Raw genomic sequence first — 23485 nt, forward strand, 5'->3', positions numbered from 1 at the left:
ATGCAAACTCTTCACCTGCGGTTCCAAGTCTTGCGGGCGATCTCTCTGGGGCAATGCCTAGGCCGACGGCCAACCCTGACAGTTTCTAAATCCTGTTGATCCACCTGCCATCCCGGCAGGTCCGAGAAAACCGGCAAGCGCCGCCTGTGGCGTCGGTTCCGGTCGAGAATTCCGGTTCCTCCCACGCGTAGGCGCGCGGTTCCCTCCCAAATTCACGCCCTCCACCCGGTTGTCACGGCCCCGCCGGGCCGCAGGACGGGCTTTGCCCTTACCCGCTCTGCCCTTCGGAATGCATGGGCATTCCAAAGATCAGAACAGGAAGGATCGCCCATTGGCGGAAAGGGAAGAGACCCGGCCCGCGTCACGCGAAGGAGGGTCACAATTGACCGCAGCGAAGTTTGACGTTTATTCCCATGTCACCAATCAGATCATCGCGCAGATTGAGGCGGGGACGCCGCCCCGGCGCAAGCCGTGGACAGGCGGAGGGAAAGGGGTCAGCTTGCCGGAACGGTTCAACGGCGAGGCTTACAGGGGCATCAACATCCTGATGCTTTGGGCAACCGCGATGGCCAAGGATTACAGCTCAGCCCGCTGGATGACGTTCAATCAGGCCAAGCAGTTTGGGGGCCATGTACGTAAGGGTGAGAAATCCGCCACCGTCGTGAAATACGGCACCGTTGAGCGCGAGGACGAAAACGGCGAGGAACGCCAGATCCCTTATGCCAAGGCCTACCGCGTGTTCAACGCCGACCAGATCGACGGCTTGCCCGCTGAATTTTACATCCTGCCCGATCCGCCCCGTGATCTTGGCACCGTGGCCGATCCCGAGTTGGAGGCATTTTTTGCCGCGACCGGCGCACAGATCGATGTGACCGAGGAGCCGCGCGCCTACTACAACATCAAGACCGACCGTATTCATATGCCGCCGATTGGCACGTTTTATCGAGCGGCTGGGTATTTTGGCACCTTGGCCCATGAGACAGTCCACTGGACAGGCGCGGCAAAGCGGCTGGATCGTTTGGGCCGGTTCAATGACCGCAAGGCTTATGCCTTCGAGGAGTTGGTCGCGGAGATTGGCAACTGCATGTTGTGTGCGCAGATCGGGGTGGAGCCTGAATTCGATCAGAGCGCAGCCTATGTCGAAGGGTGGCTGGAAGCGATGAAGGAAGACAGCCGCGCGATATTCCGCGCCGCGTCCGAGGCGCAGAAGGCAGTGGATTACATCATGGAGCGCACAGCGGGGGGCGACCGGATGGCCGTGGAGTAGCAGCCCGACCGCCGCAATCATTGAGGCCCCCGTCAGCTTGGCGGGGGTCTTTTGCGTTTTGGCGTTATCCAGGTGGTAGCGGTTTCTGGATGACCTGTCGACGGGCAACCTGAAGGCCACCCGCCGACAGGCATGGCGCACCGACTACAATCACAACCAGCCCCACTCCAGCCTCGCTGGTCTGACGCCACACGAATATGATAACCGGTCAACGGAAGACCAAAACCTGAACAGAGCTAACCGATAAACGCGGACTCCCAAGGGAGCAGGTCATGATCGCAAATGTCTATTTTCACAGACGATGCGTGGATTGCGTTGCGCCCAGGGCGGTCCCGGGGCGCAACTCAGCCTTCGATCAAGAGTAGAAGGGTGAGCCCATCTCGCGACTCGCGTTTGCCGTTGTCGCCGCGTCGAAGACCCTTGTGTAAAGCGCGGCCCCCAGGGGCGCGACGATCTCCGGGAACTGGTTGATGGCATAGTCGAGTGCTGTTTCCATATTGTCAAACGCATCGAAACCGCCGAGCGTCTGGGTGGAAACGCCGCTGAGCCAGACCTTGCTTTGAAGGCCTGCCGTCCGTTTCAAAGCCGCATTTCGTGTGCGCCAATCAAAACTGTCGAAGGGCTGCGAAAGTTGCAGCTCGGTATAGACGAATGCGCCCGGGGCCTTTGCTGAGGCGGCTCCATAATGAACCGAGCCGAGGTCTTCGCTCGCCTCTCGGACGATCTCGGCGTCGAAGACCCGGGTGTTATGGGCGACACCAAAAACACGAGGTTCTGAAGGAAAGTAATCAGTGACGAAAGCGCGTGCGTTCTCGCGACTGGCGAACGAATAGAAGCCGCCAATTGAACCAGTGCCGTGGCCGTGCAGCCATGTTTTGTTCAGAAAGCCGGGCTGTTTCTTGATCGTTTCATTGATCGACGGCCACGGCGCCTGATCGAAGGGCACCGAAATCGCGACTTCGGTATAGACAAAAGCTTTGGGTGTCATTGAGTTATCCTTTGCGAGAATTACTGATGGAGCCATGGCAGCTCCGGTGGTTGCCAAGATCATCTCACGACGCGTGAGAAAGGCGTTGGGGGTCGTTTCAGATGGCTTCATAGCGCTCTCCTATCAACTTGCTTTTTGCAAGCTGATAGGTTTTCGGCTAATAACTTGCAAAACGCAAGTATAAAGTTCAAAGTGGCTCCATGAGCAAGACGACCAAAAGAGCCCTCTCGGGATGCCCCATCGACTACGCCCTCAGCGTGGTGGGTGATGGCTGGACTTTGCTGATCATTCGCGACATCGCGATAAAGGGCGCAAGGACCTACGCGGAGTTGCTGGAAGGCTGGGAGGGGATTTCGACGAATATCCTCGCGCAACGCCTGAGGCATCTGGAAGAAGCGGGTGTCTTAGAAAAACGAAAGAACCCGACAAACTGGCGAAGCTTCAACTACGAGCTTACTCCAAAAGGCCGCGATCTCGCGCCGTTGCTCTCAGAGCTCATCCTGTGGGGCGGGAAATACAACAAGGCCGAAAACCCTATGACGGACACCGTTACACAGGTTCGCTCTGATCGCGTGGGGTTTGAGCGCAACATTCTCGATGCAGAGAGTGGTGAGAACTAAGGAGGCTTTCGCGCAGAGCTTTCTTGGTACGGCCGCCCGAAAGGCGGGCTCACAGCTAACATTGAGCGAATGCTCTTCAACGGCAGCTTTGTCCCACACACCGGACATAAACCCCCTGACAGAACCCATGCGCCAAAAACGGTCGTTTTTGTCCGAACTCCCCACCCTACCTAGGATCAACCGCTTGGCTAAGACAAAAACCCCCGGCAAAACCTTTGCGGTTTTGGCAGGTTTTTGTCAGGTGGCTATCAACGCCGCCCCAGCCTTCCCAACCGGGCCAGTTGCGCCAGCATCTGAGACCCGGCCCCCGGTGACCCAGTGCCACTTGCCTGTCCGGCCTGTCCCATGCCTTGTCGCACAGGCATCTGCTGCACACCGAAGAACTGCCGTGCCCTAAGGGCGGCATATTCCGCGCCACTTGCCCCGCCGATCAAGTAGCGGTTGTAGGCCTGCTGACTGCCCATGGCAGCGCGGGCGAAGCTGTAGCCGCCGCCTAGACCACCGGAGATGGCGGGCATCATGATGTTCCCGGAAATCGCGCGGACGATGAAGGGCGTGGCGATGATGAACCCCTTGGCCATCAGCACCATCATGAAGAAGGGAATGAGCGCGCCAATGTTGGAGGCACCTTCCGGGTCCCCAAGCTCACCAATCAGGGCGGAGGAAACGCCGGTGATCGTGGCGAACACGCCGGCCACGACGATGGGGTAGAGCGCAAAGGAAACCAGTGCCGAAAGCCATCGCGCGAAGTAATCTTTGGTCACTTCGAAGAGGGTCAGGAAGATCATCACCGGGGCAATCCCAATCAGGAGCGCGATCATCAGTCGAGAGGCCACGAGAATGAAGGCGGCCAGCCCGCCGAGGATCGAAAGTAACAGCACACCGACAATGTCGAGCATGGCACCGGCCATCCAGTTCAGCTCTGATCCGGCTGCATTGAGGTAGTCGCCGAGTTCCGCGATCAGCCGGTCAAACTCTTCGGCAAAGGTCCCAGAGGGACCCGGGGTGCCGCCACCGACTGAAGCGACAAGCGCGCCCGCAATGCTGTCGATGCCGGCCAGGATCGCAGAGGAGAGCGCGTTGAACTGCACCCAGTTGGTCGCGAATATCCCGATCAGTCCGATCTTGACTGCCAGCCAGAAGGCCGTGCGGCCGTCCATCGCCTTGTATTGGTAGATCATGTTCAGGAAGACGAGAATCACCACGAGCGTTGTTCCCAGGACGAGAAGCGTGCCCACCGTTGCCGCGACCGACCCGAACTGGGTTTCTGCTGCGGTGTCGAGATAGCCCTGGGAGGTTTCAACGAAATAGGTGACGACGCTCATAACGGGGCTGCCTTACCAATTGCCTGCAGCTTCGCAGATGGCTTTGGCGGCAGGGCGGACGGCGCTGGCGCGGCGGTTGTAGGCGTCCGAGGCCTGCAACATTTCCCAGCGTTCGTCACTGGCGTGGCGCTCACGAAACGCCCCCTCGGCATCGTCCCAAGATGGGAACCGGATCTCGCAAGCGCAGCTGCCAGTCTCTACGATGCGTTCAAGATTTTGGGCTCGGTAGATGTCTTGAGCCAACACGCGCTGATAGGCTTGGCGCAGGGGGATCTCCTGCATCCAAATGGGTTCAGCGGGCCGGTCTGGACAGACGTCGAAACTGCGCGCGAGGTTCGGCACGAGATTGCGCTCAGCGAAGCCGGGTGCCGACGTCAGGCCCAGGACCAGCGCAGTCAGTACGAGAATACAGCCCGCCTGCCTCATGCCGTGGCTCTGGCGGGTGTAGTCTCGCGCTTCAGGAAGACAGTGTGTCCCACGTTGGCGAATTCCGAGGAGCTGATCGACACGACCTCCCAGCCTTCGGCCCCCTTCACATTTAGGCTGTCCTGCATGTCGGCAAGGCTGGTCTTCCGGGTCATGGGGAAGCTGAGGATGTCATATTCAAAGGTCTTCATTGGGAAGCTCCGATCTCGGTTGCGCCGGGGAGGTAGAATTCGGTGATGCCGCGTTTGCCGTCATTCCGACCGGCTTGGATGATCACATCGATGGAGTTCTCGATGTACTGGATCATGTCGGCATAGGTCATCGGGATCTCGGTCTTGAGGGCCGCGATCGCCAGACGCTGCACGGCAAGTTGCGGGGTTTCGGCATGAAGGGTGGTCATGGACCCGCCGTGGCCGGTATTGATAGCCTCCAAGAAAGTCATGGCCTCCTTGCCGCGCACCTCGCCGAGGATGATCCGGTCGGGGCGCATGCGCAGCGTGGCAGTGAGCAGCACATCGGCGGTCTGGAATTCCGCATCCCGATTGGCGATGAGCGTCACGGCATTAGGCTGGGTTGGCAGAAGCTCGGCGGCTTCCTCGATGGTGACGATGCGCTCCTCGGCAGGCACATGAGAGAGGATCTTGCGCGCGGCGACGGTCTTGCCGGTGGAGGTGCCGCCAGAGACGATCATGTTGAGCTTGTTCTCGACACAGAAGGCCAGCGCATCGTCGATGACGCCCGCAGCGACCACCTCCCGCAGTTCCCGGGTTTTCTCGAGGCGGAGTTCTTCGAGTTTGCGCTCCTTGCCATACAGGAAATCGAGCGCGATCCCGCCGAGCGGCAGGCTCGAAAAAAACCGCAGGCTGATCGACATGGCCGAGAGCACGGCAGGCGGGGTGATGACCTGCGCTCGGATCGGTCGGCCCTTGTAGGTGATCGAGACCGAGACGATCGGGCGATCCTTACTCATCGTGGTGTTGGCGGAAGAGGCGATCTGGTTGCCGAGGTCCTTCACTTCGGTTGCGGTCAGCTTCTGGTCCAGCTGCCGCATGAAATGATCGCCCTGGAATTCTCCCCAACAGGTCCCGTCGGGGTTGATGCAGATCTCGATGACATCGTTGCGGGCGGCGGCGTCGATCCGATCAAGCGAGGTCTGGAGATAGCTCAGCGACATGGGCTCAGAAAATCTCCAGATCGCGGTCGACCATCACCGTGACGCGGGCCCCTTGGTCGACATAGATGACGGGGCCGATGGAGAGATAGTCGCCAATCACGCTGTCCGTGGCATCGGCAAGATCATCACCCACGTCTTCGAGCACATCCGCGGCGGTCTCTTCCTGAACATTTGCGGCGGCGGCGCTTGGGGCTGCCGAAATCAGTGAAATCAACGCCGCCGAGCCGAAACGCTCATCGAAGCGGGTATCGACAAAGCCGGTCACGCCCGAGCGGCCCAACTCATCACCGCCGAAGGAGCTGATCTGGATCGTCTGATTGTCAGGCAGGATGATCCGGTCCCAGGCGATGGTGACGCGGCGCTGCGCGATATCAACGCCGGAACGATATCGCCCGATCAGGCGGGATCCGCGCGGGATCAGGAGGCGCGCGCCATCGAAACTGAACACATCTTCGGACACGACGGCCCGGGTCTGGCCGGGCAGGGAACTGTCGAGGGCGGTCTCCATGACGGCCTGGATCATCGTGCCCTGGATGATGGTGTTGGACGGATTGGCGATGACCTCGGCTTGCGACACGGACGTGGGCAGCGCGCCGTTCAGCACGAAATCCGTCACTTCGCCAAAGGTGCGCTCGGTCAGCGCCGTCTCATTCGCACCGGACGTGCCGCCAAAGGCGATGGTGGGCGAGGTGATGCGGCGCTCCTGAAACGCACGTTCTTCAGCCGCGCGGCGTTCAAGTTCCGCGAGCCGTCTTGCTTCCTGCTCGCGACGCAGCCGTTCTTCTTCCCGAGCGCGCAATTCGTCCTCAGTGGGGCCGATGGGTGCCGGAAGCGGGCGATTGGCTTCGAGTTGCGCAAGTTCGAGGTCCATGCGGAGTTGCTCCAGCTCGCGGTCGCGCGCCGTGAGCTCATCGCGAAACTGCTGTTGCGCGGCTTCCGAGGCGGACTGCAGCGCCGCGATCTGGGCGGTTAGTGCATCGATGGCTTCGGCGGCAGCGGTATCTTCTTCGACCACCGGTTCGGGCGCGTTGCGCAACTCCTCGATCTGGGCCTGAAGGGCGGCGAGCTGCGCCAGAAGCTCGGCATTCGGTTCCACCGGTTCCGGCGCGACCAAAACGACTTCGGGCTCCGGTGGGGGAAGGGTTTCGATGGCGCCGAACCCGTCGCCTTCGTTCTGGAACACGTCTGGCGTGGCCGTGGGCAGGGCTTCTTCTTCCTCGGGTTGGGACAGGAGATAGAGCAATGCACCGCCGGCACCGATCACGAGGACGACGACCAAAGCGAGCAGCGGTGAGCGCCGTGGGGCAGGGGGCGAACTTGCGCCTTTGCCTTGTTCTAGAGCAGCGAGACGTTTCTCCAGGTCCGCGTTTCCGGTGTCGCTCATGATCCGACCCCCGCAGGTGGTGTGGCCTCGATACAGACCACCTCTTCCCCGATCCGCAGCACCCATTGCCTGTTCACCCCGGAAACCCGGATCACGCCATCCTCGGTGGCTTGCGTGTTGACCGTCCGTTCGCGGCCATTCGCGTAGCGAAAGATCGCGGGCACCGGCGCGTTCCGCGGGAATTCGAAATACGTGAAGGTCCCGTCATCCCAGACGCGGGTCGGGGTGAACTCGGTGCGCGCGCTGGCACCGTAGTTGTAGTTCGGCGCTTGGGCCGCGATGGCACGCGTGGGACGCGCATTGTCTTCAGGATAGCGGAACTGGACCACGTAGAAGGTCGGGCTGCGGGTCTCCTGGACGTTGAAGTAGTAGCTGCGGCGGTTGGTATAGACGGTCACATTGGTATGAACGCCGCGGGCAACGGGCTTGATCGCGAAGGCCTGCCCGCCCGGCACGCCGTCGATTTCGAAGCCTTCCGTGTCGCCGGCGATGATCGAGCGGATGCTTTCGCCCTCGCCAAACTCGATGGTGGTCACATGGGTCAGCGAGACATTGAGGCGATAGACCTGACCTTCTTGATAGGTGGCCAAGCGCACGCGATTGTCATTAGGCCCGCCACGCGGGATGGCTTCGGCTGCGACCAGACCCGGCAGCAAAACGATAAAGACAACAACTGTAATTCGTACGAGCAACAAGATCAGTTCTCCAATCTGTCGGAGCGGATGGAATATTCGAGGACCGTAAAGCCAAAAGGATTGGTCCAGACCTCATCGATGGAGCGGCGAGTCTCAGGGCGGAACTCGAAGAGAAGCGTGGCGGTGAAGAGCCCGGTCTGGACGCCATTGATGGATGTCAGACGTTTGCGCAGGCGGACCGTGGCGCGGTTCGTTCCGATGCGATTGATGCTGAGGATTTCCACATCGAGACGGGCATTAGGGCCATAGATCGTCGGCGGGTAGTTCTCGTTGGCGCTGTTCCAGATCTGGCGCAGCCCGCTCTCGGCAGCCCCGTCCGAGCGGCGCAAGACGCTGCGGATGCGCAGATCGTTGTCGAGCTGGTTATAGACCTCTCGGTCGGTCACATAGCGGAAGACCTCCGCCTCGATGACCGCCTGGTTGGCTGTGATCGAAGTCGCGCCGACCGAAGCCTCTGGCAGGGCAAAGCCTGTCTCGGGATCATAGGGCACGACCACAGGCGGCGGATCGACATCAAGGATCGCGACAGCCGCGGCGCTCAGACATCCGATGATGCCGAAGATGAGCCCGATGAGCCCAAGGCGCTGCCAGAGCCGTTCGCGGCGCAGCGCCCCATAGACCAGCTCTTCTTCGATGATGTCCTGTTCAGTAGCCACCCCTCATTCCCTCACGATCAGTCAGCCCGCAGGTCCGGCAGGGTGAAATCCATGAAGCGCTGTTCCTCGGCGATAGTGGCGGCGTCGATCACGCCGCCCGTGCCGTCACCCACGGTTTGCACCGCTTCGAGCTGCCACATGGCGACGAGCGCGATCGCCAGTTCCGCCGTGACACGCGTGTTGAGATCGATGCTTTCCTTAAGCTCATCCATGTCATCGATCAGCCCGACGAGCCGGTCCACGCGTTCCAGTGACTGGCCGGCATCGTCATAACTGTTCTGGGCGGCAGCAGAGACCAGCGCGCCGGTCGTGGCTTGCGTGGCCACGCGATTGGCCCCGGGATTGCCGCTGGTGGCCATTTCCGAGAGCGTGTCATCGTCAAATCCGAGATCGGCCAGGACCCGGTCCATCTGGGTTTCGATCTCGCCCGCACCGGAGCCCGACAGGCCGGAGAAATCCCCCGTCTTGATGGCTTCGATGGTGGCGAGGATATCGCCGAATTCCTGATCGAGCAGGCCGTTCAACTCGTCTTCCATCTCGGTGCGGATGATTTCCGGCAGTTCGGCAAGGCGGGTGAGGGCTTCATAGGTTCTTTGCAATTCGCCAAGTTGTTCCGTGAGTGTCGCAAGCTGTTCGCGGAGCTGCGTCAGCTGCTCGTTTTGCAGGATCTCGTCTTCGATCATCTGCCGCAGCTGCTGGATATTTTGCGCGATGTTCTGGGTGTCGACGACGGGCACACCTTGCGCAAGGGCAGGGGACAGTGTGCCGACATGCAAACCGATCCCAAGCGTCGTGGCCAAGGCCGTCCTCACGAGTAAGTCTCTCATCAGTCTATCTCCCTGATCGTGAATTCCATGAACGCGCCCTCGGCCATGCGGGCGCTGGCCTGGGCCAGCTCTTCGGCGGAGAGAACGCGGGTGCGCGCCGCCTGTAGCCGGATGCGGGCCGCGACGAGTCGCACGAGTTCGGCGCGGGCATAGGTGTTGAGCGCAACGCTCTCCTGCACATCCTCGGTCTCGGAAATCCGTTCGACGATATCCGCAATACGTAGGGCGGCTTGCCTGATCGCGGCGGGTGAGTTGTTGCCATAGAAGGCCGCGCCGTGCCCAGTGAGCGAGAGGTTGGCATTGGCCAGAAGCGCGGGGTCGATCGTGCCAAGCGCTTCGATCCCGCCGATACGGGTCAAATAGAGGTTATAGCGTTCGGGGATCACCTGGACGTAGTGCTGGGTCTCGCGAAAGGGTGGCACGCCGCCATACTCGAAAACCCGGCCGGGTCCCGCGTTATAGGCCGCGAGCGCATTGATGATATTGCCGTCGAAGGTGTTGAGCTGTGTCGCGAGATAGCGTGCACCGCCATGCACCTGCAGGTAGGGGCTGTCATAGTATTCCGGATTGATGCCCAGATCGCTGGCGGTACCGGGCATGATCTGGGTGAGGCCAAAGGCGCCGACGGGAGAGCGTGCACCGATGGTGAAACGGCTTTCCTGCCAGATCAGCGCCTGTAGGAGTGCGCGCCATTGGACCGGGGAGAGGCCCGCGCGGCCAACGCCGGCAAAGCCGCTGGTCTCCTGAGCCACGCGGATAATGAGCTGCTCGATGTTTTCCGCCGCATCCCCGAACATCTGCGCACCGCCGGGATTGGGGTCGATGTCGGCATTGCCATAGACCGCCTCGACTGACCGGGCCGGATCCCCGCTGCCGCTTTCCAGCCCCGAGACCATAGCCGGCAAGCCCTGACCGCCGAAGCTGGTCTGGGCATCGAGGATGCGTTGCAGGGTTTCCAGCTGCTCCCGTTCGATCTCGGCAATGAGTTCGCGCACGGCAAGCTTGTCGGCCTGAACGGCCAAGTCAGCCTCGCGATCGCCAGTCTCGACGATGTCACGCGCGGTCAGCCCACTGTCATTGGTCGGCACGCCTTGAGACAAAGCGAGACCGGGCAGCAGGCAAAGGGCCAGGATATGAGGCAGGCTAGACTTCAATGTCGCCCTCCGGTGCGCCAAGGGGCGTGAAGGTGCAATCAGGCGAGATGGCTGTCGTGGAGGCGAGGAAGGTGAAGCAATTGGCCTGCGGTTCCTGGTACTGGGCACAGGAGGCCAACGCACCGAGCGCGGCAACGAACATCAAAATACGGGTCATGAAAGCCTCCAGAAATCAGGGCGGTCGCGGTAATCGGCGCCGACAAGCGCTTCGCCCTTTTCCATGCCGCCAAGGATGGTGAGATTGGGTCCAAGCGCGCTCAGATCGGCATCGACGACGATCGAGCCCTGATCGTCGCGGATCAGCGCCAAGCGGCTGTTGCTGCCCGTGTTGAGAAGGACATCGAGCTCCTTCTCCGTGAGGTTCAGCATGGCGTAGTCCGCTGGCTGCGCGCGGATATTGGGGAGCAGGATCTGCGTCGGCACCGCCTCGATGATGGTCTTGCCGGTCCGGGTGCGCTCGAGCTGGCTTGCGTATTGCGTCATCATCACCGCGACCGTGTTCTGTTTGCGCGCTGTCACCAGCCAGTTCGACAGCCGCTCGGCGAAATACGCGTTATCGAGGGCCTTCCAGGCCTCGTCGATCACGATGATGGTGGGGCGGCGGTCCTCGATTTCGCGCTCGACCCGGCGGAAGAGATAGGACAGGACCGCCATCCGTTCCTTGTCGGCCTCGCTGTCGAGAATGCCGGTCAGATCGAAGCCCACCACATCGCCCTTGAGCGAGAACGTGTCCTCGAGGCTCTGCCCGAAGATCCAGCCATAGCGGCCGTCCTCGGTCCATTCGAGCAGGCGCTGGTGCAGATCGCCGCCATCGTCGGTGGACACAAAAAGCGATGCGAAATCCCGCCAGTTCCGCAGGGCCGGATTGGTGGCCTGGGCGTTCTGGCGCACGACCTCCTGGATGCGGTTGGTCTGTGCCGGGGTCAGGGGCTTGTCGGCGCGGTAAAGCAGTGTTGTGAGCCAGTCCGAGAGCCAGGCGGTGCCGCGCGCATCGGTCTCTGTCCAGAGCGGGTTGAGGCCCGTGGGCTGACCGGCGTTCAGAGACGCGTAGCGCCCGCCATTGGCGCGGACCGCCATCTCCATGCCAAGACGGTAATCGAAGACGAAGATCCGCGCCCCTGCGCGACGGACCTGGGTCATCAGGAAGGCCGAGAGCACCGATTTGCCCGACCCGGGCCGTCCCATGATCAGGGTATGCCCGCTGGTCGGTTCTTTGTCGGGCGCGCCCTGCTCGTGATAGGAAAACCGGTAGGCGCTCTGCTCCGGCGTGGGAAAATATGTGACGACCCGGCCCCAGGGGGTAAGTGCTGCAGGTTTGCCGAGCTGTGTCCGGTGGAAGGCCGCAAAATCCGCGAAGTTGCGGTTGGTGACGGCGCTGGCGCGGACGCGCTTGGGCTGGTTGCCGGGATGCTGGCTGAGGTAATGCGCCTTGGCCGCGACCCGCTCGCCGATCATCTTCACGCCTTCGGTTGCGGCGGCGTTCACGATCTCCGCGCTGAGGGTCTGCAGTTCTTCGAGCGTGTCGCAAAAGAGCGTCACGACCATGTGATGCTCGCCGAAGCTTTGGCGCTTGGCCTCGAGATCATCGGCGGCGATGTCGAGGGCTTCCAGGAGGGAGAGGGCCGCGTCCTGGCTCGCCTGCATCTGGCGCTTTTGCCGCTTGATGCGGCCCGCCATGAGGTTCGAATTGATCGGCGTAAAGGAGTGCGTCACGATCATGTCGACCGGCAGGTTCAGCATGTCGAACATGGTGCAGGAGGTGCCTTCCGAGTATTCTCCGATGGTGAAGCTCTTGCCGTAGCGGTGGCCCACGACGCCCTCGGAAAGCTCGAAATGATCGCCGTGAAACGTCACGCGGGTATTGGCGACGTTGAAGGACAGAAATCCGTAGGTGTTGGCCGGGTAGAGCGGCAGCTCGGTGCCCGTGTTGAGCGCGCCCAAAAATCCCACCAACTCTCCCGATCCGGCTGACAGCAGGCGCGGCTTGAGCTCGGTAAGCCCCGAGAGGAAGACGTTCACGGCCTCACCGAGGCGCTGCAGGCGTTTGCGGGTTTCCTCTCTCAGGCGGTCCGGTGCGCTGCGGCTGAGGAACGGCAGGAGGCTTTTCGGGGGTGGGCGGTGAATGACGGTGAGCGTCAGCGTCTTGTCGCGGAGCCCACTGGTCTCGAGTTTCGCGCGCCAGCGCCGGTCCACCTCGCCTGCGAAGCTGTCCTCACGGATGGGGTCGAGATCAGGTTTGATGGCCTTGGAGACCTTGTGGACGTAATAGCTGAATTCCGGCCCAAGCTGCGCGACGATGCGGGCAAAAAGCGCCGTCACCTTGTTGAGATAGGCATCGTCCGTCGTGTAGCTGTTGATCCCCTCGAGCCGAATGCACCGGAAGAGCTCGTTGACCCGGGTGCGCACCGTCTGGTCGTCGACGAGGCTCACATAGGGCAGCATATGCGCGAGGCGGGTCTCGCGCGCATACCACTCCGGCGTCATCGTGCGGGGATCGATCGCTGCATCAGGGGCGTCATCACGGGGCATAGCTGTCCCCGCCATGGATGCTGCGGTTGCGCGTGGGCGGTGTCTCCTGCAGGGCCGTCATCATCACATCTATGAAGCGCGGGTCCCAATCTGCGGCCTTCCAAAGCACCGGATAGAGCAAGGCGGCGAAACCCAGCACCGCGATGTGCTGGACCCAGACGAACAGGAGCACCGATCCGAAGAGCCAGACCATCGCGTACATGATGGGCAGGCCCAGAAGCTTCGGCGGGCGCACGAGCCCAAGAAAGAGAGGCGAGCGCTCAGCCACCGGCAAAGACCGCGGCAACGATGGTGGGGGCGGCGGCAACACCGGCGATGCCGACCAGGACCCAAAGCGCTTGGCGCAGGTCGATGATGTTGAAGAACCAGCTCAAGAAAACGCCGAGGACCGCGAGTGTGGCGATGACCACACCAAGAGGTCCGGTCAGCGCATCGACAATGCCCTGCAGCAAGCTCTGGATCGGGGAGAGATCGATGCTCTGTGCAAGGGCGGGCTCGGCAATCAGCAGGAATAGCGCCAGCGAGGCGACAAAGAGGTTTGAAATCTGTTTCATGAATTTGATCCTTCCAATCGGGCCACGACGGCCATGACGCGGGCCACGTGGTTCTGGGTTTCTCGGTAGGGGGGGACGCCGCCATACTGGCGGACCGCATCGGGTCCGGCGTTGTAGGCAGCCAGCGCCAGGTGCGGATCGCCGAACATCTCCAGCATCATCGCGAGGTAGCGGGCGGAGCCGTCGAGGTTCTGCAGCGGATCACGCGGGTCGACGCCCAGATCACGCGCCGTCGCAGGCATCAATTGACCAAGGCCAATAGCACCTGCATTTGAAATCGCATCCTGCCGGTAGGCGCTCTCAACCTCGATATTGGCCCGAAAGAGAGCCAGCCAATCCGTCACGGAAAGCCCCGCGCGACGCAGGCCGGGATGGCCGGCATAGCGCAAGGCCGTGGTCTGAATCCCGGAGAGGACATCGGCGCGGGGCAGGGGAGTCAGGCGGGCAAGGGCCGCAACTTGGACGCCCTCTTGCTCGGCCTCTACCTCGCCGAAGATCGCGATCCCATCGGAGGCCGAACCCTGACCAATCCCGTCATTGTAGTTTCGGGCAAAGCTGCTTTGGGAGCGGGACGGGGTCAGGGAGCCGTCGCTCTCCATGACCAGGACCATTTGCGCTGAAGCTGGCGCTGTGACCAGCCAGAGACAGACGAGGCTAGCTGCCAGTGCCCTTTTCTGATGGGGCTTTGTCTGGCGGGGCGAGTTTGTGCGTACGGCTTGTCCCCGCCTCAAGCGGCAGGTCGACATGCGCAAAACCAAGGCCAATGAAGAAAGACACCACGCCAGAGATCGTCTTGAACTCGCGGATCTTGATGTCGTTATAGGTCGTCCGAGTACGGGCCGTGACCAGCAGCTTCTCCACGCCTTCGTTGGAGACCACACGCATGATCCAGACCCCGTAATAGCTGGGGCCTTTCTTGTGTGCCGATTCTTGGCACAGGATTTCTGCGCTATAGCCGCTTTCCACGAGTTCGCGGAAACGTGCTTCCGTAACCACATTTGGTGCTTCGATGTCCCAGTTCATGGCCCGGCTCACGCTTTCTCCAATGGCGCGACCCTAGGCATTCCCACTTGAAGCCCAGAGTTACGATAGTATATTATCAACCGCAAGATGTAATATCATGCTTTGGCTGTAGTTTGGTCACGCAAACACTAGTCTCGGCCAGTGTCCGCGATCAAGGAGATAACAGGTTTGAGAAACCCGAGGTTGATATGCCTGCTCCCATTGCAAGCTCTGGCCCTTCTGATCTGCGTTCCCGGGCCGGTTTTGGCGGAATCCTGCTTCGCCCCGCCCCGCCCCTTCCTGCCAAGTGATTCGCAGGCCGCGCGGGACTATGCGGCTATCATCCGCGGCGATTTCGAAAATTACATCCAGGATATCCAGAGCTACTTCCGTTGCCTCGACAGCGAACGCGCCCGCGCTTTCGAAGAAGCGCGCGAAGTCAGCGAGGACTATGGCCGGTTCCTGCAATTGGTAGGGGATTGATGGGCAACCTCGGGAGCATCAGACTTGCAGCCCATGGAAACCAGACGCCGATAACACCCTCATATATCTACTTTTTAGATAACAGATTTCATCCGCTAGCGACGTCACAAAAGGTATGTGACGCGTGGCAAAGACAATCAGAACAAATGGCCAGTTGGCGCTCGTCCGTGCGTTGGTTGATGCACGTCAGAATGCGGGTCTCAGCCAGCAGCAGTTGGCGGCGAAGCTCAAACGCCACCAGTCGTTTGTGGCACGTCTCGAAAGTGGCGAGCGTCGTATCGACGTCGTGGAGTTTACAGTTCTGGCGAGGGTCATTGGTTTTGACAAAGATGAAGTCCTGTCGATTGTCGAAGCCGCCACGGAGCCCGACCACAGGATTTGAAGCCAATGAATTGTTGAGAACGCGGGAACCCATTTTCTCGGTCTGATGATCATTCCCTCATCGAGGACCAGGTAGCCAAAATCAACGAAGTCCGGCGCGCGGTCGTAGTGAACGCTCTGCAACCTCACACCGCAGTTTGCAGCGCCACAGTGCAGGAAGTTAGTAAACAGTGAACGATGATAGGGGTGAGGGCGTCGCGATCGCCAATCTGATCGGGACCGATGGGTGCAGTGTTGTTGGTTGGGTTTATCGCTGGAGTACAGGCTCACATGCGGTGATGTGGGACGTCCAAGGGCCCCAGCCGGTATCGGAAACCCGGCCGGATATAAGTGACGAACAGAAGCAAGAAATCGACTTCGATGCGCTCACGCGGATTCGAAAAAGTGACAGTGGATAGGATTCTCACGCAGCCGCCAGTTCATATTGATGGAAAGGGTCTGCGAGCGTACCGGTCATTTGAGCTGATGGCAGCGAAGGTCTCGAAGGAGCCCAGAGTGAGCGATGCTGCGCGCTCCACCAATGTCAGTTTTGGTGGTGATCGGCGAAATTGTGTATTTTTGGAAGCACCGCCAAAAGCTCTACAAAGTGTTCGCGGTGCGCGGTATCACGGGAACCCCGCACGCATGTATGCGATGATTTTCCAGATTTCTTCTTCAGTCAGCGCTTCCCTGAAGGCTGGCATTTCTGTTCCGAAGCGCTGACCGCCCTCAGAAATTGCCCAGAGCAGATACTCGTCTCCCGACATCGGCATCTGAACAAACCATCTAAGGAGAGCCGGAGAAGGCACGAGAGACCGACCGGCCTCACCATCCCCGAGACCCTCGGCTCCATGACAACTTGCGCAGTTCGCTGTGTATAGCGTCTGGCCTTCCGCGATAACTTCAGGCGTCGCGCGAATAGTGCTCCGAGCGCCCCGATGAGCTGCGGGCACGCACTCGTTCATGTAAGTCCAATGTCGTTGCATGCGCTATTGCTGGCCCGGACCCATGTTGCCGTGTCCCCAGCCAGGCATGCGTTCAGACCACATGTGGTTCGGTCCCATTGGCCCGTGACCCCACCTAATCGCCTCGCTGCTGCTGTGCGAAGGCTACAGTAGCAGAGATCATACACACCGCAACCTTACCAAAATAGCGTGATTTATGCTGCTTCATAGTCTTCTCCTTATGGTTTCCGATCAATGAAATTGCCGTCAGGCTGCTTCGTAACTCGTGAACACTTCGGTGTTACCGTCGCGCCGGATCAGAAATACATCGTAGGCTTCACGCTGATCTTCTGGCCCCATTCCGTGTGATCCATAGGGCATGCCGGGAACGGCGAGACCGACTGCGTCTCGGCGTTCGTCCAGAAGGCGACGAATGTCTGCTGCGGGCACATGGCCCTCGATCATATAGCCTTCGATCTCGCCTGTGTGGCACGATATCATCTCTTGGGGGATGCCATTGTCCAACTTGTGTCGGACCAGCAGTGTTCCAAAGCTGCGCTCCTCGGTCACACGGAAGCCTTCAGCCCGAAGAATATCAGCCCAAACCCGGCAACAGCTGCAATTCGGGTCCTTAAGAACGTGGATCGACGGAGCTCCCTGCGCAATCGCGGCGAAGGGTGCAATGCTGGTAAGACCTACAGCGGCTATAATAATTTGACGGCGCGTTACATCAATATCAGTCGTCCTTTAGCTCTGTCCTAGTCTATTTCATCGCTTAGTGGCTGCTTATCTCCCGCGATAGTTGTCGCAGGCCTCAACGCCCCCTGCGACCACATCGAGAAGTGCGTCCACATCGCTCAACAGCGTTGCGATACGTGCGCTACTGATACGGTAGCGGATGAAGCGCCCATCTCGGTCGCTGTTAACTAGCCCGCACTCCAACAAGCATCGCAAGTGGTTGGATACGTTTGGTTGTGATAGTCCCGTACGCTCGACGAGTTCGTGAACAACCAGCGGCTCCCCGCACAGCGCGCCGAGAATAGACAAGCGGCTTGGGTCGGCAAAGCCGCGAAATAGTTTTGCGCGTTGTTCAATGGTACCGACCTTGCGGTCCACAACGATCTGCGTCATATCATTGCTCACTGATATATTATCCTTTGATCCACTTTAGCAGGAGAACTGCGATCATGGCCAACGCTGATAGCACCGGTTCGGCGGCAGATATCCCATCCTTCCGTTACCGCGTTTCCGGTATGGATTGCGCCAAGGATGCCGCCCAGATCGAGCGGGCGGCGCAATCTGCAGGTATCGCGCCTGACGCCGTGAAAGTGTCTACTGCAACGCACATAATGACTTTGACAGCTCCCGAAGCGCGCTTGCCGGAAATTGAAAAAGCCGTCGAGACAACAGGGTATGGGTTTGACCGCATCGAGAGCGACGAAGATATTCAGCAAGGTGCGGCCCATCAGGACCCTGGCTATCGCCGCGCGCTCTGGATCGTTGTGATCCTGAATGTTGGTTATGGCGTTCTTGAAATGATCGGCGGGTTCATTGCCGGGTCACAGGCCGTGAAGGCCGACGCGTTGGATTTCATCGGCGACGGCGCAATCACCTTCCTCGGCCTGTTGGCCATCGGCTGGAGCCTCGCTTGGCGAGCGCGGTCGGCTCTGATCCAGGGCATCTTCCTCGGCCTGCTTGGTCTTGGAGTCTTTGGCACGACCATCATAAGGGCATTCGAGCCGACAACCCCAGACGCCACTTTGATGGGGATTCTGGGCCTGATTGCTCTTGTGATAAATGTCATCTCCGTGCTGCCGTTGCTGCGGTACCGCAAGGGCGACGCGAACATGCGCGCTGTCTGGCTGTTCTCGCGCAACGACGCCATCGGCAACGCCGCAGTCGTTATCGCCGCCGGGCTGGTGGTTTGGCTAGGCAGCGCATGGCCCGATCTCATCGTAGCCTTCGGGATCGCCGGACTGTTCCTGCACTCGTCATGGGCGATCATCCGCGACGCGCGGGCCGATCTGAAGGCGGTGGCATGAACAGCCGCGTTCTCGGTGGGCTTTGCGCCATCGCCGCGTTTGGTGTTGATCAGGGCACCAAGGCTCTTGCCCTGAACTCCCCGGCGCTTGAGAACGGGGTCGAGGTTCTGCCCTTTCTCAACCTCGTGCGGGTTTTGAACGATGGGGTCAGCTTCGGTATGCTCGGCGGGGTCGTACCCTGGTGGGGTCTGGTCGCACTTGCTGCCGTGGTCGTGGCATGGCTGCTGATCTGGCTGTGGAAGGCTCCGGACAGGCTGACAGGTGCGGCGCTCGGTCTGATCATCGGAGGCGCGCTTGGCAATATCCTTGACCGTCTGCGCTATCAGGCCGTCCCTGACTTTCTCGACTTCCATTACAGGTCATACCACTGGCCGTCCTTCAACTTGGCTGACGTGGCGATCTTTTGTGGGGCAGCATTGCTGTTCTGGGACAGCTTTCGCACCTCGAAAGTTAGGCCGGAAAATCGGGAACAAGACAATCGCAAGGGAGATGTCACGGGGGGATAACAGCTAACAGGCAAAGAACTTTGGGAGGGAATTCGGCTTGAGATTTTTGGATTGGATTGACCGTGGCATTCGCGGCATCGGCGTCGTGACTGCGTGGCTGACAGTTGTTTCGATTGCTGCTTATGGCGCGCTTCAGATGCTGGATCGCAAGCTACAACTTGGCGTGTCGAGCTATTTGCCGGACCTGTCCACGTCACTGCTGTTCATCCTAATTTTCTTGACCTTTGGGTATACCTATCTGCGCGACGGTCACGTGCGCGTTGATGTTCTTCGCAGACATTGGTCCGCCCGCCGCATTGCTTGGATCGAACTGATTGGCGGCCTTTTTGTCCTTCTGCCGCTCGCCGCCATCCTGACCTACTACGGATGGGACGGTTTGATGCGCACCACGAAATACGCGGAAACCCAGTTGTGGGCACAACGCATCACCGGGGTCATCGGCCCCATCTTGCTGGCTCTTGCCGGGATGATCGTAGCCCTTCGCAACATCGCCTTTCTGACAGGGAGACGTGCGCAAGGTGCACCGGAACAAGCAAGCGGCCTGCACAATGGTGAATGAGGTCCTCACGGTTGCCATGCTTGTCGTGATGGCGATTGGGGTTTTCAGTGGCTTTCCGGTGGCGCTGGTGCTCGCGGGGACAGGCTTCTTGGGGTTTGTCGCTGCGGTTTGGGTGGGGATCACTGATTTTCAGCATCTGGGGCTGATCTACCTGCGGGCCCGTGGTGTACTGACCAATGAATCAGTCCAATTCACCAGCGTTCCAATGTTGATTTTTCTTGGCCTGATCCTGAATGCCAGCGGGATTGCCGAAACCATGTTTCGCTTGCTGGGGCGTCTTCTGACAGGCGTTCCCGGTCGCTACGCCATTGCGACTTTGCTGATCGGCCTCGTTCTTGCGCCCGCCGCCGGGGTGATCGGTGCTTCCGTCATAACTGTGGCGTTGGTGGCCTATGCCCCGATGATGGCGTCGGGCTACGCACCGCGAACCGCAGGAGGCGCTGTCGCAGCTTCTGGAGCATTGGGTGTCGTGTTCCCGCCAGCCGTGATGCTGTTCTTCATCTCGAACGTGTTCTATCTGCGCATCGGATTGATGTATGTGGCCCTCATCGTACCTGTGCTTCTGATGGTCATGGCCTTCGCGGTCTACTTTGCGGTCACCTTGAGAAAAACGGTCGAAATCCCGCTGGACACACCCAAGACCAATCTTGTGTCAGACCTCTTGTTTGTACTCGCGTCTGTCGCGGTCATCGCATCCATTCCGCTCAGCATCATTCTGGGCTTTGCGACACTAACAGAGGCGGCTGGAGTAGGGGTTTTTGGCGCGCTTTTGGTTGCTCTGGCGCGAAAGCGTCTGTCTTTCTCGTCGTTAAACTCTGTCACGGTGCAGACAAGCACGATGACGTCGATGGTCTTCTTCATCGTACTTGGCGCATCGGTGTTTTCGCTCAGTTTCCACCTCGTTGGTGGACCAAATGTGATCTTCGACTGGATATCCGCATTCGATCTCACCCGGTGGGAACTGTTGGCCATGCTCCTTGGCGTGATCATCATACTTGGGTTTGTTTTTGACTGGATCGAGGTGCTGCTGGTCTTTGTACCCGTACTGATGCCGATTATTTCAGAGCTCGACTTCGCAGATCACGTCGGCTCTGCCTACTTTGCACAAATCTGGATCGCTGGCCTGATAGCCTTGGCGTTGCAGACGTCTTTTCTGACGCCCCCTTTCGGTTATGCCCTGTTCTTTGCCAAGATGGCCGCACCGAAGGGTATCAATCTGTCTGATATCTATCGCGGAGCGGTACCCCTTGTTGCCATTGAGATTGCATTGATCGCGGCGCTGATCTCGTTTCCTCAGCTTATCACTTGGCTGCCCGAAATGGCCCTTGGGGATGCCGATGCGCCGCAATTGATACAGCGGTGAGTGATGTAGCCTGCAGCGGGGGAAAGCATTCCCTTGTGGGTTCTCTAGGTTTAACCGTTTTTTCGGATTGAGCTGAAGCGGCCACTGGCGCAGCCGCAGCGAAATGGTGCTTAGTCCGCTCTCCGGACAAACGCACCGAAAGCAGCGAAGGGCCGGTATTTGAACAACTCAGCACGCTAAAATTCTCGCAGCATGATGGCAAAGCTGTCTTTGTCAGCGCTAGTAGTTCACCTGTTCGAAGCCGTAGTTGCCCTCATAGTCACGCCAATCGACGAAGACAGATCGGTGATAGATACCCGGGCAATTCTGGCCCCAACGTTCAAGTCCCACATGGGCCTCGGGCAGGGCAGTTATGGAAGATCGCTGCCATGAGAAATCGCCTTGGGTCCCGTAGGTGCCGAGGACCACGGTCGCGCTTCGGTTACAATCCCCATCGCGCCCGGACTCGTGCTGTCGTGCATACCGTACATCGAAGACGCGGATGGACCGCACGAAATTGAACTCTGGCCCGCTGATATCGATGTCCGCGCGGTCCTGAACAAGCCGAAGGGTGAAGTCTGTGGGAACGAGATTATCTACTGGCAAGGATTGGAGCGGTCGACGGTTGTCGGTCCGGTACAAGGCTTCAATTATGCGGTCAGCGTTGTTTGATTGCCGATCGCTCTCATAGGACGCGCCCATGGGACAGCGCCAGATTTGCAGCGGCGGTTCCACTGGCCAAGGCGTAATCCGCCGGATGAACTCGGCGCGGGCTCCGGCGCAAGGGACGGAAGCGGGCCAGCCGCCAGACAGGCACAAGAGGATCGCGCAATCGATCGGGTAGGTCTGCGCGCGGGCGGGTGCCGGCAGCGAAAAGCTTGTCGCGGCCAAAGCGACTGCGACCGAGGGGAGGAGCTTCTTGAGTAAATGGCGCATACTGGGGGACCTCCGTGAGAGGAGTTCAGCATACATACGATAATATACTATCGCAACGCAAAATATAAAGCCGCATAATGAAGTTTATGTTAATTTCCAGACTCCGCCATCTTGTGCCACCCGCGACTCAGACAACAGCTTCTCCAGATGCGCCGCAACGTTTCGTTCTGCGGCCATTGCGATATGTGGGTCGGTTTTCTGGTAGACGGAAGCGGCGATATTCTGGACCGAATCCGGGGTGTTTGAGAGGTGGGCGAGGATCTCCGCCTCGCGACGCATGCGGTTGGAAAGCAACCGTTTGACGTAAGGTTGCGGATCCCGGAGTATAGGTCCGTGCCCCGGAAAGTAGATCCTATCGTCGCGCTCAATCAGCCGCTGTAGCTGCGCGCAGTAGTCGTGCATGTTTCCGTCAGGGGGGCTGACGATCGAACTGTTCCAACTCATAACGTGGTCGCCCGTGAAGAGCACTCCGTCAGGTCTCGCGAAACAAAGGTGGTCGCTCGCGTGACCAGGTGTGTGCAGGACGGTAAGACCGGCAATGACCTGTCCGTCCTCCAGAAACCGGTCAGGTCGAAATGCATCGTCAGGGAATGCCCGTGAGGCATAAACAGGTGCGTCTGTCCGTGCTCGCAGGGCTGGGACGACTCCAAAATGATCAGAATGGTGGTGTGTGAGCAGAATCCCGGATGGTTTGGCCCCCAAATTTTCGATGATTGCCTCGAAATGTGTACTGTCTTCTGCTGGGCCGGGGTCGATTATGAACCGACCATCAGGCGTATCAATGATGTAGCTATTTGTCCCGTGGTAGGTCATCTTTCCGGGATTGTTCGCGACGATCCTCAGAATTCCAGGGGCCAATTCGACTCCCTTCGCGCGGCAAGGCTCCGGCTCTGAGAAAAACATGCTGCTTCTTTTCATTGTGTGCGACCAGGTATTGATTGCGAACAATTTGGTTCGCACAGTTTTGCGCATTGCTCTCGCATGGCGCCGGAAACCTCAGGCTGGCGTCCGGTGCCTGTCAAATCCGGCATCGGACCATTTCAACTTACATTGGACCAGGCCCGTATGAGACTGAAACAGTCTGATACAGTCTTGGGCTGGCAGTCACACAGCGCGGCGATTATGGTAAGCAGTATACAGAACTACAGCAATTGTCGCCTTCGTCAGATCCCCGAGAAGGAACGGGTAAAGACCGGCGTTCAGCAACTTTTCGCCATAGCCGACAAAGCCACCCAACCATAACAGCCCTGCGCAATACATGAGTATCGAGCCCAAAAAGACCGCGACAGATGCTCTGAATGAAGGCCGAAGTCCTTCCAGTGCTTGAACAATCCATCCGGCAGCGGCCGCTGCAAGTGCGAAGCCTACCAGGTATCCGCCTGTGGGACCCGCAATATACGCCAGTCCGGCCGGCGCCGGAGGCGTGCCTGCGAAGACCGGCAGGCCAAGCAGACCTTCAAAAAGGTATGCCACAACAACAAGACTACTGCGCACCGGCCCCAGGAAAAGGCCCAGACCCAAGACAACCAGGGTTTGTGTAGACATGGGAACCGGGTAGAACGGCACCACGATTTTGGCGGATATTGTCAGAAGAATTGTGCCGACGAGTATTATCGAGATCTCTCGGGTCAGTCTTGCGACTGATTGGCTTTGAGTGGTTTCCAGATTCATCTTTTTCGTCCTTGTTTCTGAAGATTGTTATTTTTTTGGAT

General features: G+C 59.5%; 32 protein-coding genes. 10 read left to right on the forward strand and 22 right to left on the reverse strand.

Going from position 1 to position 23485, the window contains the following annotated elements; all coding sequences use genetic code 11:
• Nucleotides 1-382 precede the first annotated feature (382 nt).
• Complete coding sequence (locus C4S59_RS15970) at nt 383-1267, forward strand: ArdC family protein (protein WP_103911536.1); 885 nt, start codon at nt 383-385, stop codon at nt 1265-1267.
• 109 nt (nt 1268-1376) lie between these two features.
• Nucleotides 1377-1514 (forward strand): integrase core domain-containing protein, encoded by a 138-nt coding sequence (locus C4S59_RS15975; RefSeq protein WP_407703077.1) that lies wholly within the window; start codon nt 1377-1379, stop codon nt 1512-1514.
• Between the two features lie 108 nt (nt 1515-1622).
• Here C4S59_RS15975 and C4S59_RS15980 read toward each other — a convergent pair whose 3' ends face one another.
• Nucleotides 1623-2366, reverse strand: a complete 744-nt coding sequence (locus tag C4S59_RS15980) for a YdhR family protein (RefSeq protein ID WP_103911537.1) — start codon at nt 2364-2366, stop codon at nt 1623-1625.
• Between the two features lie 89 nt (nt 2367-2455).
• Here C4S59_RS15980 and C4S59_RS15985 point away from each other — a divergent pair, with 89 nt between their 5' ends.
• Complete coding sequence (locus tag C4S59_RS15985) at nt 2456-2875, forward strand: winged helix-turn-helix transcriptional regulator (protein WP_103911538.1); 420 nt, start codon at nt 2456-2458, stop codon at nt 2873-2875.
• A gap of 248 nt (nt 2876-3123) precedes the next feature.
• Here C4S59_RS15985 and C4S59_RS15990 read toward each other — a convergent pair whose 3' ends face one another.
• Genes C4S59_RS15990 through C4S59_RS16055 form a run of 15 tightly spaced genes read right to left on the reverse strand, consistent with a single transcriptional unit; the run spans nt 3124 to nt 14622 of the window.
• A complete protein-coding gene (locus C4S59_RS15990) occupies nt 3124-4200 on the reverse strand; it encodes a type IV secretion system protein (RefSeq protein WP_103911539.1) in 1077 nt (358 codons plus the stop codon).
• A gap of 12 nt (nt 4201-4212) precedes the next feature.
• Nucleotides 4213-4626 (reverse strand): hypothetical protein, encoded by a 414-nt coding sequence (locus C4S59_RS15995; RefSeq protein ID WP_103911540.1) that lies wholly within the window; start codon nt 4624-4626, stop codon nt 4213-4215.
• A complete protein-coding gene (locus C4S59_RS16000) occupies nt 4623-4817 on the reverse strand; it encodes a hypothetical protein (RefSeq protein ID WP_072702183.1) in 195 nt (64 codons plus the stop codon). Before C4S59_RS16000 ends, C4S59_RS15995 begins: the two co-directional genes overlap by 4 nt.
• Nucleotides 4814-5800, reverse strand: coding sequence for an ATPase, T2SS/T4P/T4SS family (locus tag C4S59_RS16005; protein ID WP_103911541.1), 987 nt, complete (start codon nt 5798-5800; stop codon nt 4814-4816). Before C4S59_RS16005 ends, C4S59_RS16000 begins: the two co-directional genes overlap by 4 nt.
• Before the next feature lie 4 nt (nt 5801-5804).
• A complete protein-coding gene (locus C4S59_RS16010) occupies nt 5805-7184 on the reverse strand; it encodes a TrbI/VirB10 family protein (protein ID WP_103911542.1) in 1380 nt (459 codons plus the stop codon).
• Nucleotides 7181-7876: a TrbG/VirB9 family P-type conjugative transfer protein gene (locus tag C4S59_RS16015; RefSeq protein ID WP_407658948.1), complete on the reverse strand. Its 696-nt coding sequence runs from the start codon at nt 7874-7876 to the stop codon at nt 7181-7183. The genes C4S59_RS16010 and C4S59_RS16015 overlap by 4 nt, the downstream gene beginning before the upstream one ends.
• Before the next feature lie 5 nt (nt 7877-7881).
• Nucleotides 7882-8535 (reverse strand): virB8 family protein, encoded by a 654-nt coding sequence (locus C4S59_RS16020; protein ID WP_103911544.1) that lies wholly within the window; start codon nt 8533-8535, stop codon nt 7882-7884.
• 17 nt (nt 8536-8552) lie between these two features.
• Nucleotides 8553-9362, reverse strand: coding sequence for a type IV secretion system protein (locus C4S59_RS16025; protein WP_103911545.1), 810 nt, complete (start codon nt 9360-9362; stop codon nt 8553-8555).
• On the reverse strand, nt 9362-10516 hold the full coding sequence (locus tag C4S59_RS16030) for a lytic transglycosylase domain-containing protein (protein WP_200813242.1): 1155 nt from the start codon (nt 10514-10516) through the stop codon (nt 9362-9364). Before C4S59_RS16030 ends, C4S59_RS16025 begins: the two co-directional genes overlap by 1 nt.
• Entirely contained in the window at nt 10506-10673 is a 168-nt protein-coding gene (locus tag C4S59_RS19720; RefSeq protein WP_008327378.1) for a hypothetical protein, read from the reverse strand. Before C4S59_RS19720 ends, C4S59_RS16030 begins: the two co-directional genes overlap by 11 nt.
• Nucleotides 10670-13045: a VirB4 family type IV secretion/conjugal transfer ATPase gene (locus C4S59_RS16035; protein ID WP_103911546.1), complete on the reverse strand. Its 2376-nt coding sequence runs from the start codon at nt 13043-13045 to the stop codon at nt 10670-10672. The genes C4S59_RS19720 and C4S59_RS16035 overlap by 4 nt, the downstream gene beginning before the upstream one ends.
• Complete coding sequence (locus C4S59_RS16040; RefSeq protein ID WP_008282962.1) at nt 13035-13313, reverse strand: type IV secretion system protein VirB3; 279 nt, start codon at nt 13311-13313, stop codon at nt 13035-13037. Before C4S59_RS16040 ends, C4S59_RS16035 begins: the two co-directional genes overlap by 11 nt.
• The gene (locus tag C4S59_RS16045; RefSeq protein WP_009503803.1) at nt 13306-13599 is read right to left on the reverse strand and encodes a TrbC/VirB2 family protein; all 294 of its coding nucleotides are present in this window, start codon (nt 13597-13599) and stop codon (nt 13306-13308) included. Before C4S59_RS16045 ends, C4S59_RS16040 begins: the two co-directional genes overlap by 8 nt.
• Nucleotides 13596-14210, reverse strand: coding sequence for a lytic transglycosylase domain-containing protein (locus C4S59_RS16050; protein WP_103911547.1), 615 nt, complete (start codon nt 14208-14210; stop codon nt 13596-13598). The genes C4S59_RS16045 and C4S59_RS16050 overlap by 4 nt, the downstream gene beginning before the upstream one ends.
• A gap of 43 nt (nt 14211-14253) precedes the next feature.
• The gene (locus C4S59_RS16055; RefSeq protein WP_093363101.1) at nt 14254-14622 is read right to left on the reverse strand and encodes a hypothetical protein; all 369 of its coding nucleotides are present in this window, start codon (nt 14620-14622) and stop codon (nt 14254-14256) included.
• Between the two features lie 210 nt (nt 14623-14832).
• Between C4S59_RS16055 and C4S59_RS16060 the strand changes: the two genes are divergently transcribed.
• The 3 genes from C4S59_RS16060 to C4S59_RS19725 all read left to right on the forward strand — a co-directional run bounded on the left by C4S59_RS16060 (nt 14833) and on the right by C4S59_RS19725 (nt 16167).
• Entirely contained in the window at nt 14833-15084 is a 252-nt protein-coding gene (locus C4S59_RS16060; RefSeq protein WP_317963157.1) for a hypothetical protein, read from the forward strand.
• Nucleotides 15085-15208: 124 nt separating this feature from the next.
• Nucleotides 15209-15466 (forward strand): helix-turn-helix domain-containing protein, encoded by a 258-nt coding sequence (locus C4S59_RS16065; protein ID WP_028284972.1) that lies wholly within the window; start codon nt 15209-15211, stop codon nt 15464-15466.
• 494 nt (nt 15467-15960) lie between these two features.
• The gene (locus C4S59_RS19725) at nt 15961-16167 is read left to right on the forward strand and encodes a hypothetical protein (protein WP_162797850.1); all 207 of its coding nucleotides are present in this window, start codon (nt 15961-15963) and stop codon (nt 16165-16167) included.
• Here C4S59_RS19725 and C4S59_RS19920 read toward each other — a convergent pair.
• The 3 genes from C4S59_RS19920 to C4S59_RS16085 all read right to left on the reverse strand — a co-directional run bounded on the left by C4S59_RS19920 (nt 16071) and on the right by C4S59_RS16085 (nt 17519).
• The gene (locus C4S59_RS19920) at nt 16071-16430 is read right to left on the reverse strand and encodes a c-type cytochrome (RefSeq protein WP_074637348.1); all 360 of its coding nucleotides are present in this window, start codon (nt 16428-16430) and stop codon (nt 16071-16073) included. The two genes, C4S59_RS19725 and C4S59_RS19920, sit on opposite strands and share 97 nt — an antisense overlap.
• Nucleotides 16431-16655: 225 nt before the next feature.
• Nucleotides 16656-17123 carry a DUF411 domain-containing protein gene (locus tag C4S59_RS16080; protein ID WP_074637346.1) on the reverse strand — a complete coding sequence of 156 codons (468 nt, stop codon included), beginning with the start codon at nt 17121-17123 and terminating at the stop codon, nt 16656-16658.
• 51 nt (nt 17124-17174) lie between these two features.
• Nucleotides 17175-17519: an ArsR/SmtB family transcription factor gene (locus C4S59_RS16085; RefSeq protein WP_046212131.1), complete on the reverse strand. Its 345-nt coding sequence runs from the start codon at nt 17517-17519 to the stop codon at nt 17175-17177.
• A 56-nt stretch (nt 17520-17575) separates the two neighbouring features.
• Here C4S59_RS16085 and C4S59_RS16090 point away from each other — a divergent pair, with 56 nt between their 5' ends.
• From C4S59_RS16090 to C4S59_RS16105, 4 genes are read left to right on the forward strand one after another with little or no spacing between them, the layout of a single operon-like run.
• Nucleotides 17576-18430, forward strand: coding sequence for a cation transporter (locus tag C4S59_RS16090; protein ID WP_028284971.1), 855 nt, complete (start codon nt 17576-17578; stop codon nt 18428-18430).
• The gene (lspA, locus tag C4S59_RS16095; protein ID WP_036538122.1) at nt 18427-18936 is read left to right on the forward strand and encodes a signal peptidase II; all 510 of its coding nucleotides are present in this window, start codon (nt 18427-18429) and stop codon (nt 18934-18936) included. Before C4S59_RS16090 ends, lspA begins: the two co-directional genes overlap by 4 nt.
• 37 nt (nt 18937-18973) lie before the next feature.
• Nucleotides 18974-19495 carry a TRAP transporter small permease subunit gene (locus C4S59_RS16100; protein WP_223229250.1) on the forward strand — a complete coding sequence of 174 codons (522 nt, stop codon included), beginning with the start codon at nt 18974-18976 and terminating at the stop codon, nt 19493-19495.
• Nucleotides 19485-20858, forward strand: a complete 1374-nt coding sequence (locus C4S59_RS16105) for a TRAP transporter large permease (RefSeq protein ID WP_046212151.1) — start codon at nt 19485-19487, stop codon at nt 20856-20858. Before C4S59_RS16100 ends, C4S59_RS16105 begins: the two co-directional genes overlap by 11 nt.
• Nucleotides 20859-21077: 219 nt before the next feature.
• Here C4S59_RS16105 and C4S59_RS16110 read toward each other — a convergent pair whose 3' ends face one another.
• From C4S59_RS16110 to C4S59_RS16120, 3 genes are all read right to left on the reverse strand, one after another.
• Nucleotides 21078-21773: a hypothetical protein gene (locus C4S59_RS16110; RefSeq protein WP_234994799.1), complete on the reverse strand. Its 696-nt coding sequence runs from the start codon at nt 21771-21773 to the stop codon at nt 21078-21080.
• 84 nt (nt 21774-21857) lie between these two features.
• A complete protein-coding gene (locus C4S59_RS16115; protein WP_234994800.1) occupies nt 21858-22691 on the reverse strand; it encodes an MBL fold metallo-hydrolase in 834 nt (277 codons plus the stop codon).
• Nucleotides 22692-22877: 186 nt separating this feature from the next.
• The gene (locus tag C4S59_RS16120; protein ID WP_103911549.1) at nt 22878-23444 is read right to left on the reverse strand and encodes a biotin transporter BioY; all 567 of its coding nucleotides are present in this window, start codon (nt 23442-23444) and stop codon (nt 22878-22880) included.
• Between the last annotated feature and the right edge of the window lie 41 nt (nt 23445-23485).

It is taken from the genome of Thalassococcus halodurans (assembly GCF_900108225.1).
In the GTDB taxonomy this organism is placed as follows: domain Bacteria; phylum Pseudomonadota; class Alphaproteobacteria; order Rhodobacterales; family Rhodobacteraceae; genus Thalassococcus; species Thalassococcus halodurans.

What these genes read in the sequence shown, in the direction of transcription:
- C4S59_RS16055 (WP_093363101.1), bottom strand. Translation starts at nt 14,622, where the DNA reads ATGAACTGGGACATCGAAGCACCAAATGTGGTTACGGAAGCACGTTTC.
- C4S59_RS16090 (WP_028284971.1), top strand. Translation starts at nt 17,576, where the DNA reads ATGGCCAACGCTGATAGCACCGGTTCGGCGGCAGATATCCCATCCTTC.
- C4S59_RS15985 (WP_103911538.1), top strand. Translation starts at nt 2,456, where the DNA reads ATGAGCAAGACGACCAAAAGAGCCCTCTCGGGATGCCCCATCGACTAC.
- C4S59_RS15995 (WP_103911540.1), bottom strand. Translation starts at nt 4,626, where the DNA reads ATGAGGCAGGCGGGCTGTATTCTCGTACTGACTGCGCTGGTCCTGGGC.
- C4S59_RS16010 (WP_103911542.1), bottom strand. Translation starts at nt 7,184, where the DNA reads ATGAGCGACACCGGAAACGCGGACCTGGAGAAACGTCTCGCTGCTCTA.
- C4S59_RS19920 (WP_074637348.1), bottom strand. Translation starts at nt 16,430, where the DNA reads ATGCAACGACATTGGACTTACATGAACGAGTGCGTGCCCGCAGCTCAT.
- C4S59_RS16110 (WP_234994799.1), bottom strand. Translation starts at nt 21,773, where the DNA reads ATGCGCCATTTACTCAAGAAGCTCCTCCCCTCGGTCGCAGTCGCTTTG.
- C4S59_RS16005 (WP_103911541.1), bottom strand. Translation starts at nt 5,800, where the DNA reads ATGTCGCTGAGCTATCTCCAGACCTCGCTTGATCGGATCGACGCCGCC.
- C4S59_RS16045 (WP_009503803.1), bottom strand. Translation starts at nt 13,599, where the DNA reads ATGAAACAGATTTCAAACCTCTTTGTCGCCTCGCTGGCGCTATTCCTG.
- C4S59_RS16035 (WP_103911546.1), bottom strand. Translation starts at nt 13,045, where the DNA reads ATGCCCCGTGATGACGCCCCTGATGCAGCGATCGATCCCCGCACGATG.
- C4S59_RS15980 (WP_103911537.1), bottom strand. Translation starts at nt 2,366, where the DNA reads ATGAAGCCATCTGAAACGACCCCCAACGCCTTTCTCACGCGTCGTGAG.
- C4S59_RS16115 (WP_234994800.1), bottom strand. Translation starts at nt 22,691, where the DNA reads ATGAAAAGAAGCAGCATGTTTTTCTCAGAGCCGGAGCCTTGCCGCGCG.
- C4S59_RS16120 (WP_103911549.1), bottom strand. Translation starts at nt 23,444, where the DNA reads ATGAATCTGGAAACCACTCAAAGCCAATCAGTCGCAAGACTGACCCGA.
- C4S59_RS15990 (WP_103911539.1), bottom strand. Translation starts at nt 4,200, where the DNA reads ATGAGCGTCGTCACCTATTTCGTTGAAACCTCCCAGGGCTATCTCGAC.
- C4S59_RS16025 (WP_103911545.1), bottom strand. Translation starts at nt 9,362, where the DNA reads ATGAGAGACTTACTCGTGAGGACGGCCTTGGCCACGACGCTTGGGATC.
- C4S59_RS19720 (WP_008327378.1), bottom strand. Translation starts at nt 10,673, where the DNA reads ATGACCCGTATTTTGATGTTCGTTGCCGCGCTCGGTGCGTTGGCCTCC.
- C4S59_RS16000 (WP_072702183.1), bottom strand. Translation starts at nt 4,817, where the DNA reads ATGAAGACCTTTGAATATGACATCCTCAGCTTCCCCATGACCCGGAAG.
- C4S59_RS16085 (WP_046212131.1), bottom strand. Translation starts at nt 17,519, where the DNA reads ATGACGCAGATCGTTGTGGACCGCAAGGTCGGTACCATTGAACAACGC.
- lspA (WP_036538122.1), top strand. Translation starts at nt 18,427, where the DNA reads ATGAACAGCCGCGTTCTCGGTGGGCTTTGCGCCATCGCCGCGTTTGGT.
- C4S59_RS16050 (WP_103911547.1), bottom strand. Translation starts at nt 14,210, where the DNA reads ATGGTCCTGGTCATGGAGAGCGACGGCTCCCTGACCCCGTCCCGCTCC.
- C4S59_RS16105 (WP_046212151.1), top strand. Translation starts at nt 19,485, where the DNA reads ATGGTGAATGAGGTCCTCACGGTTGCCATGCTTGTCGTGATGGCGATT.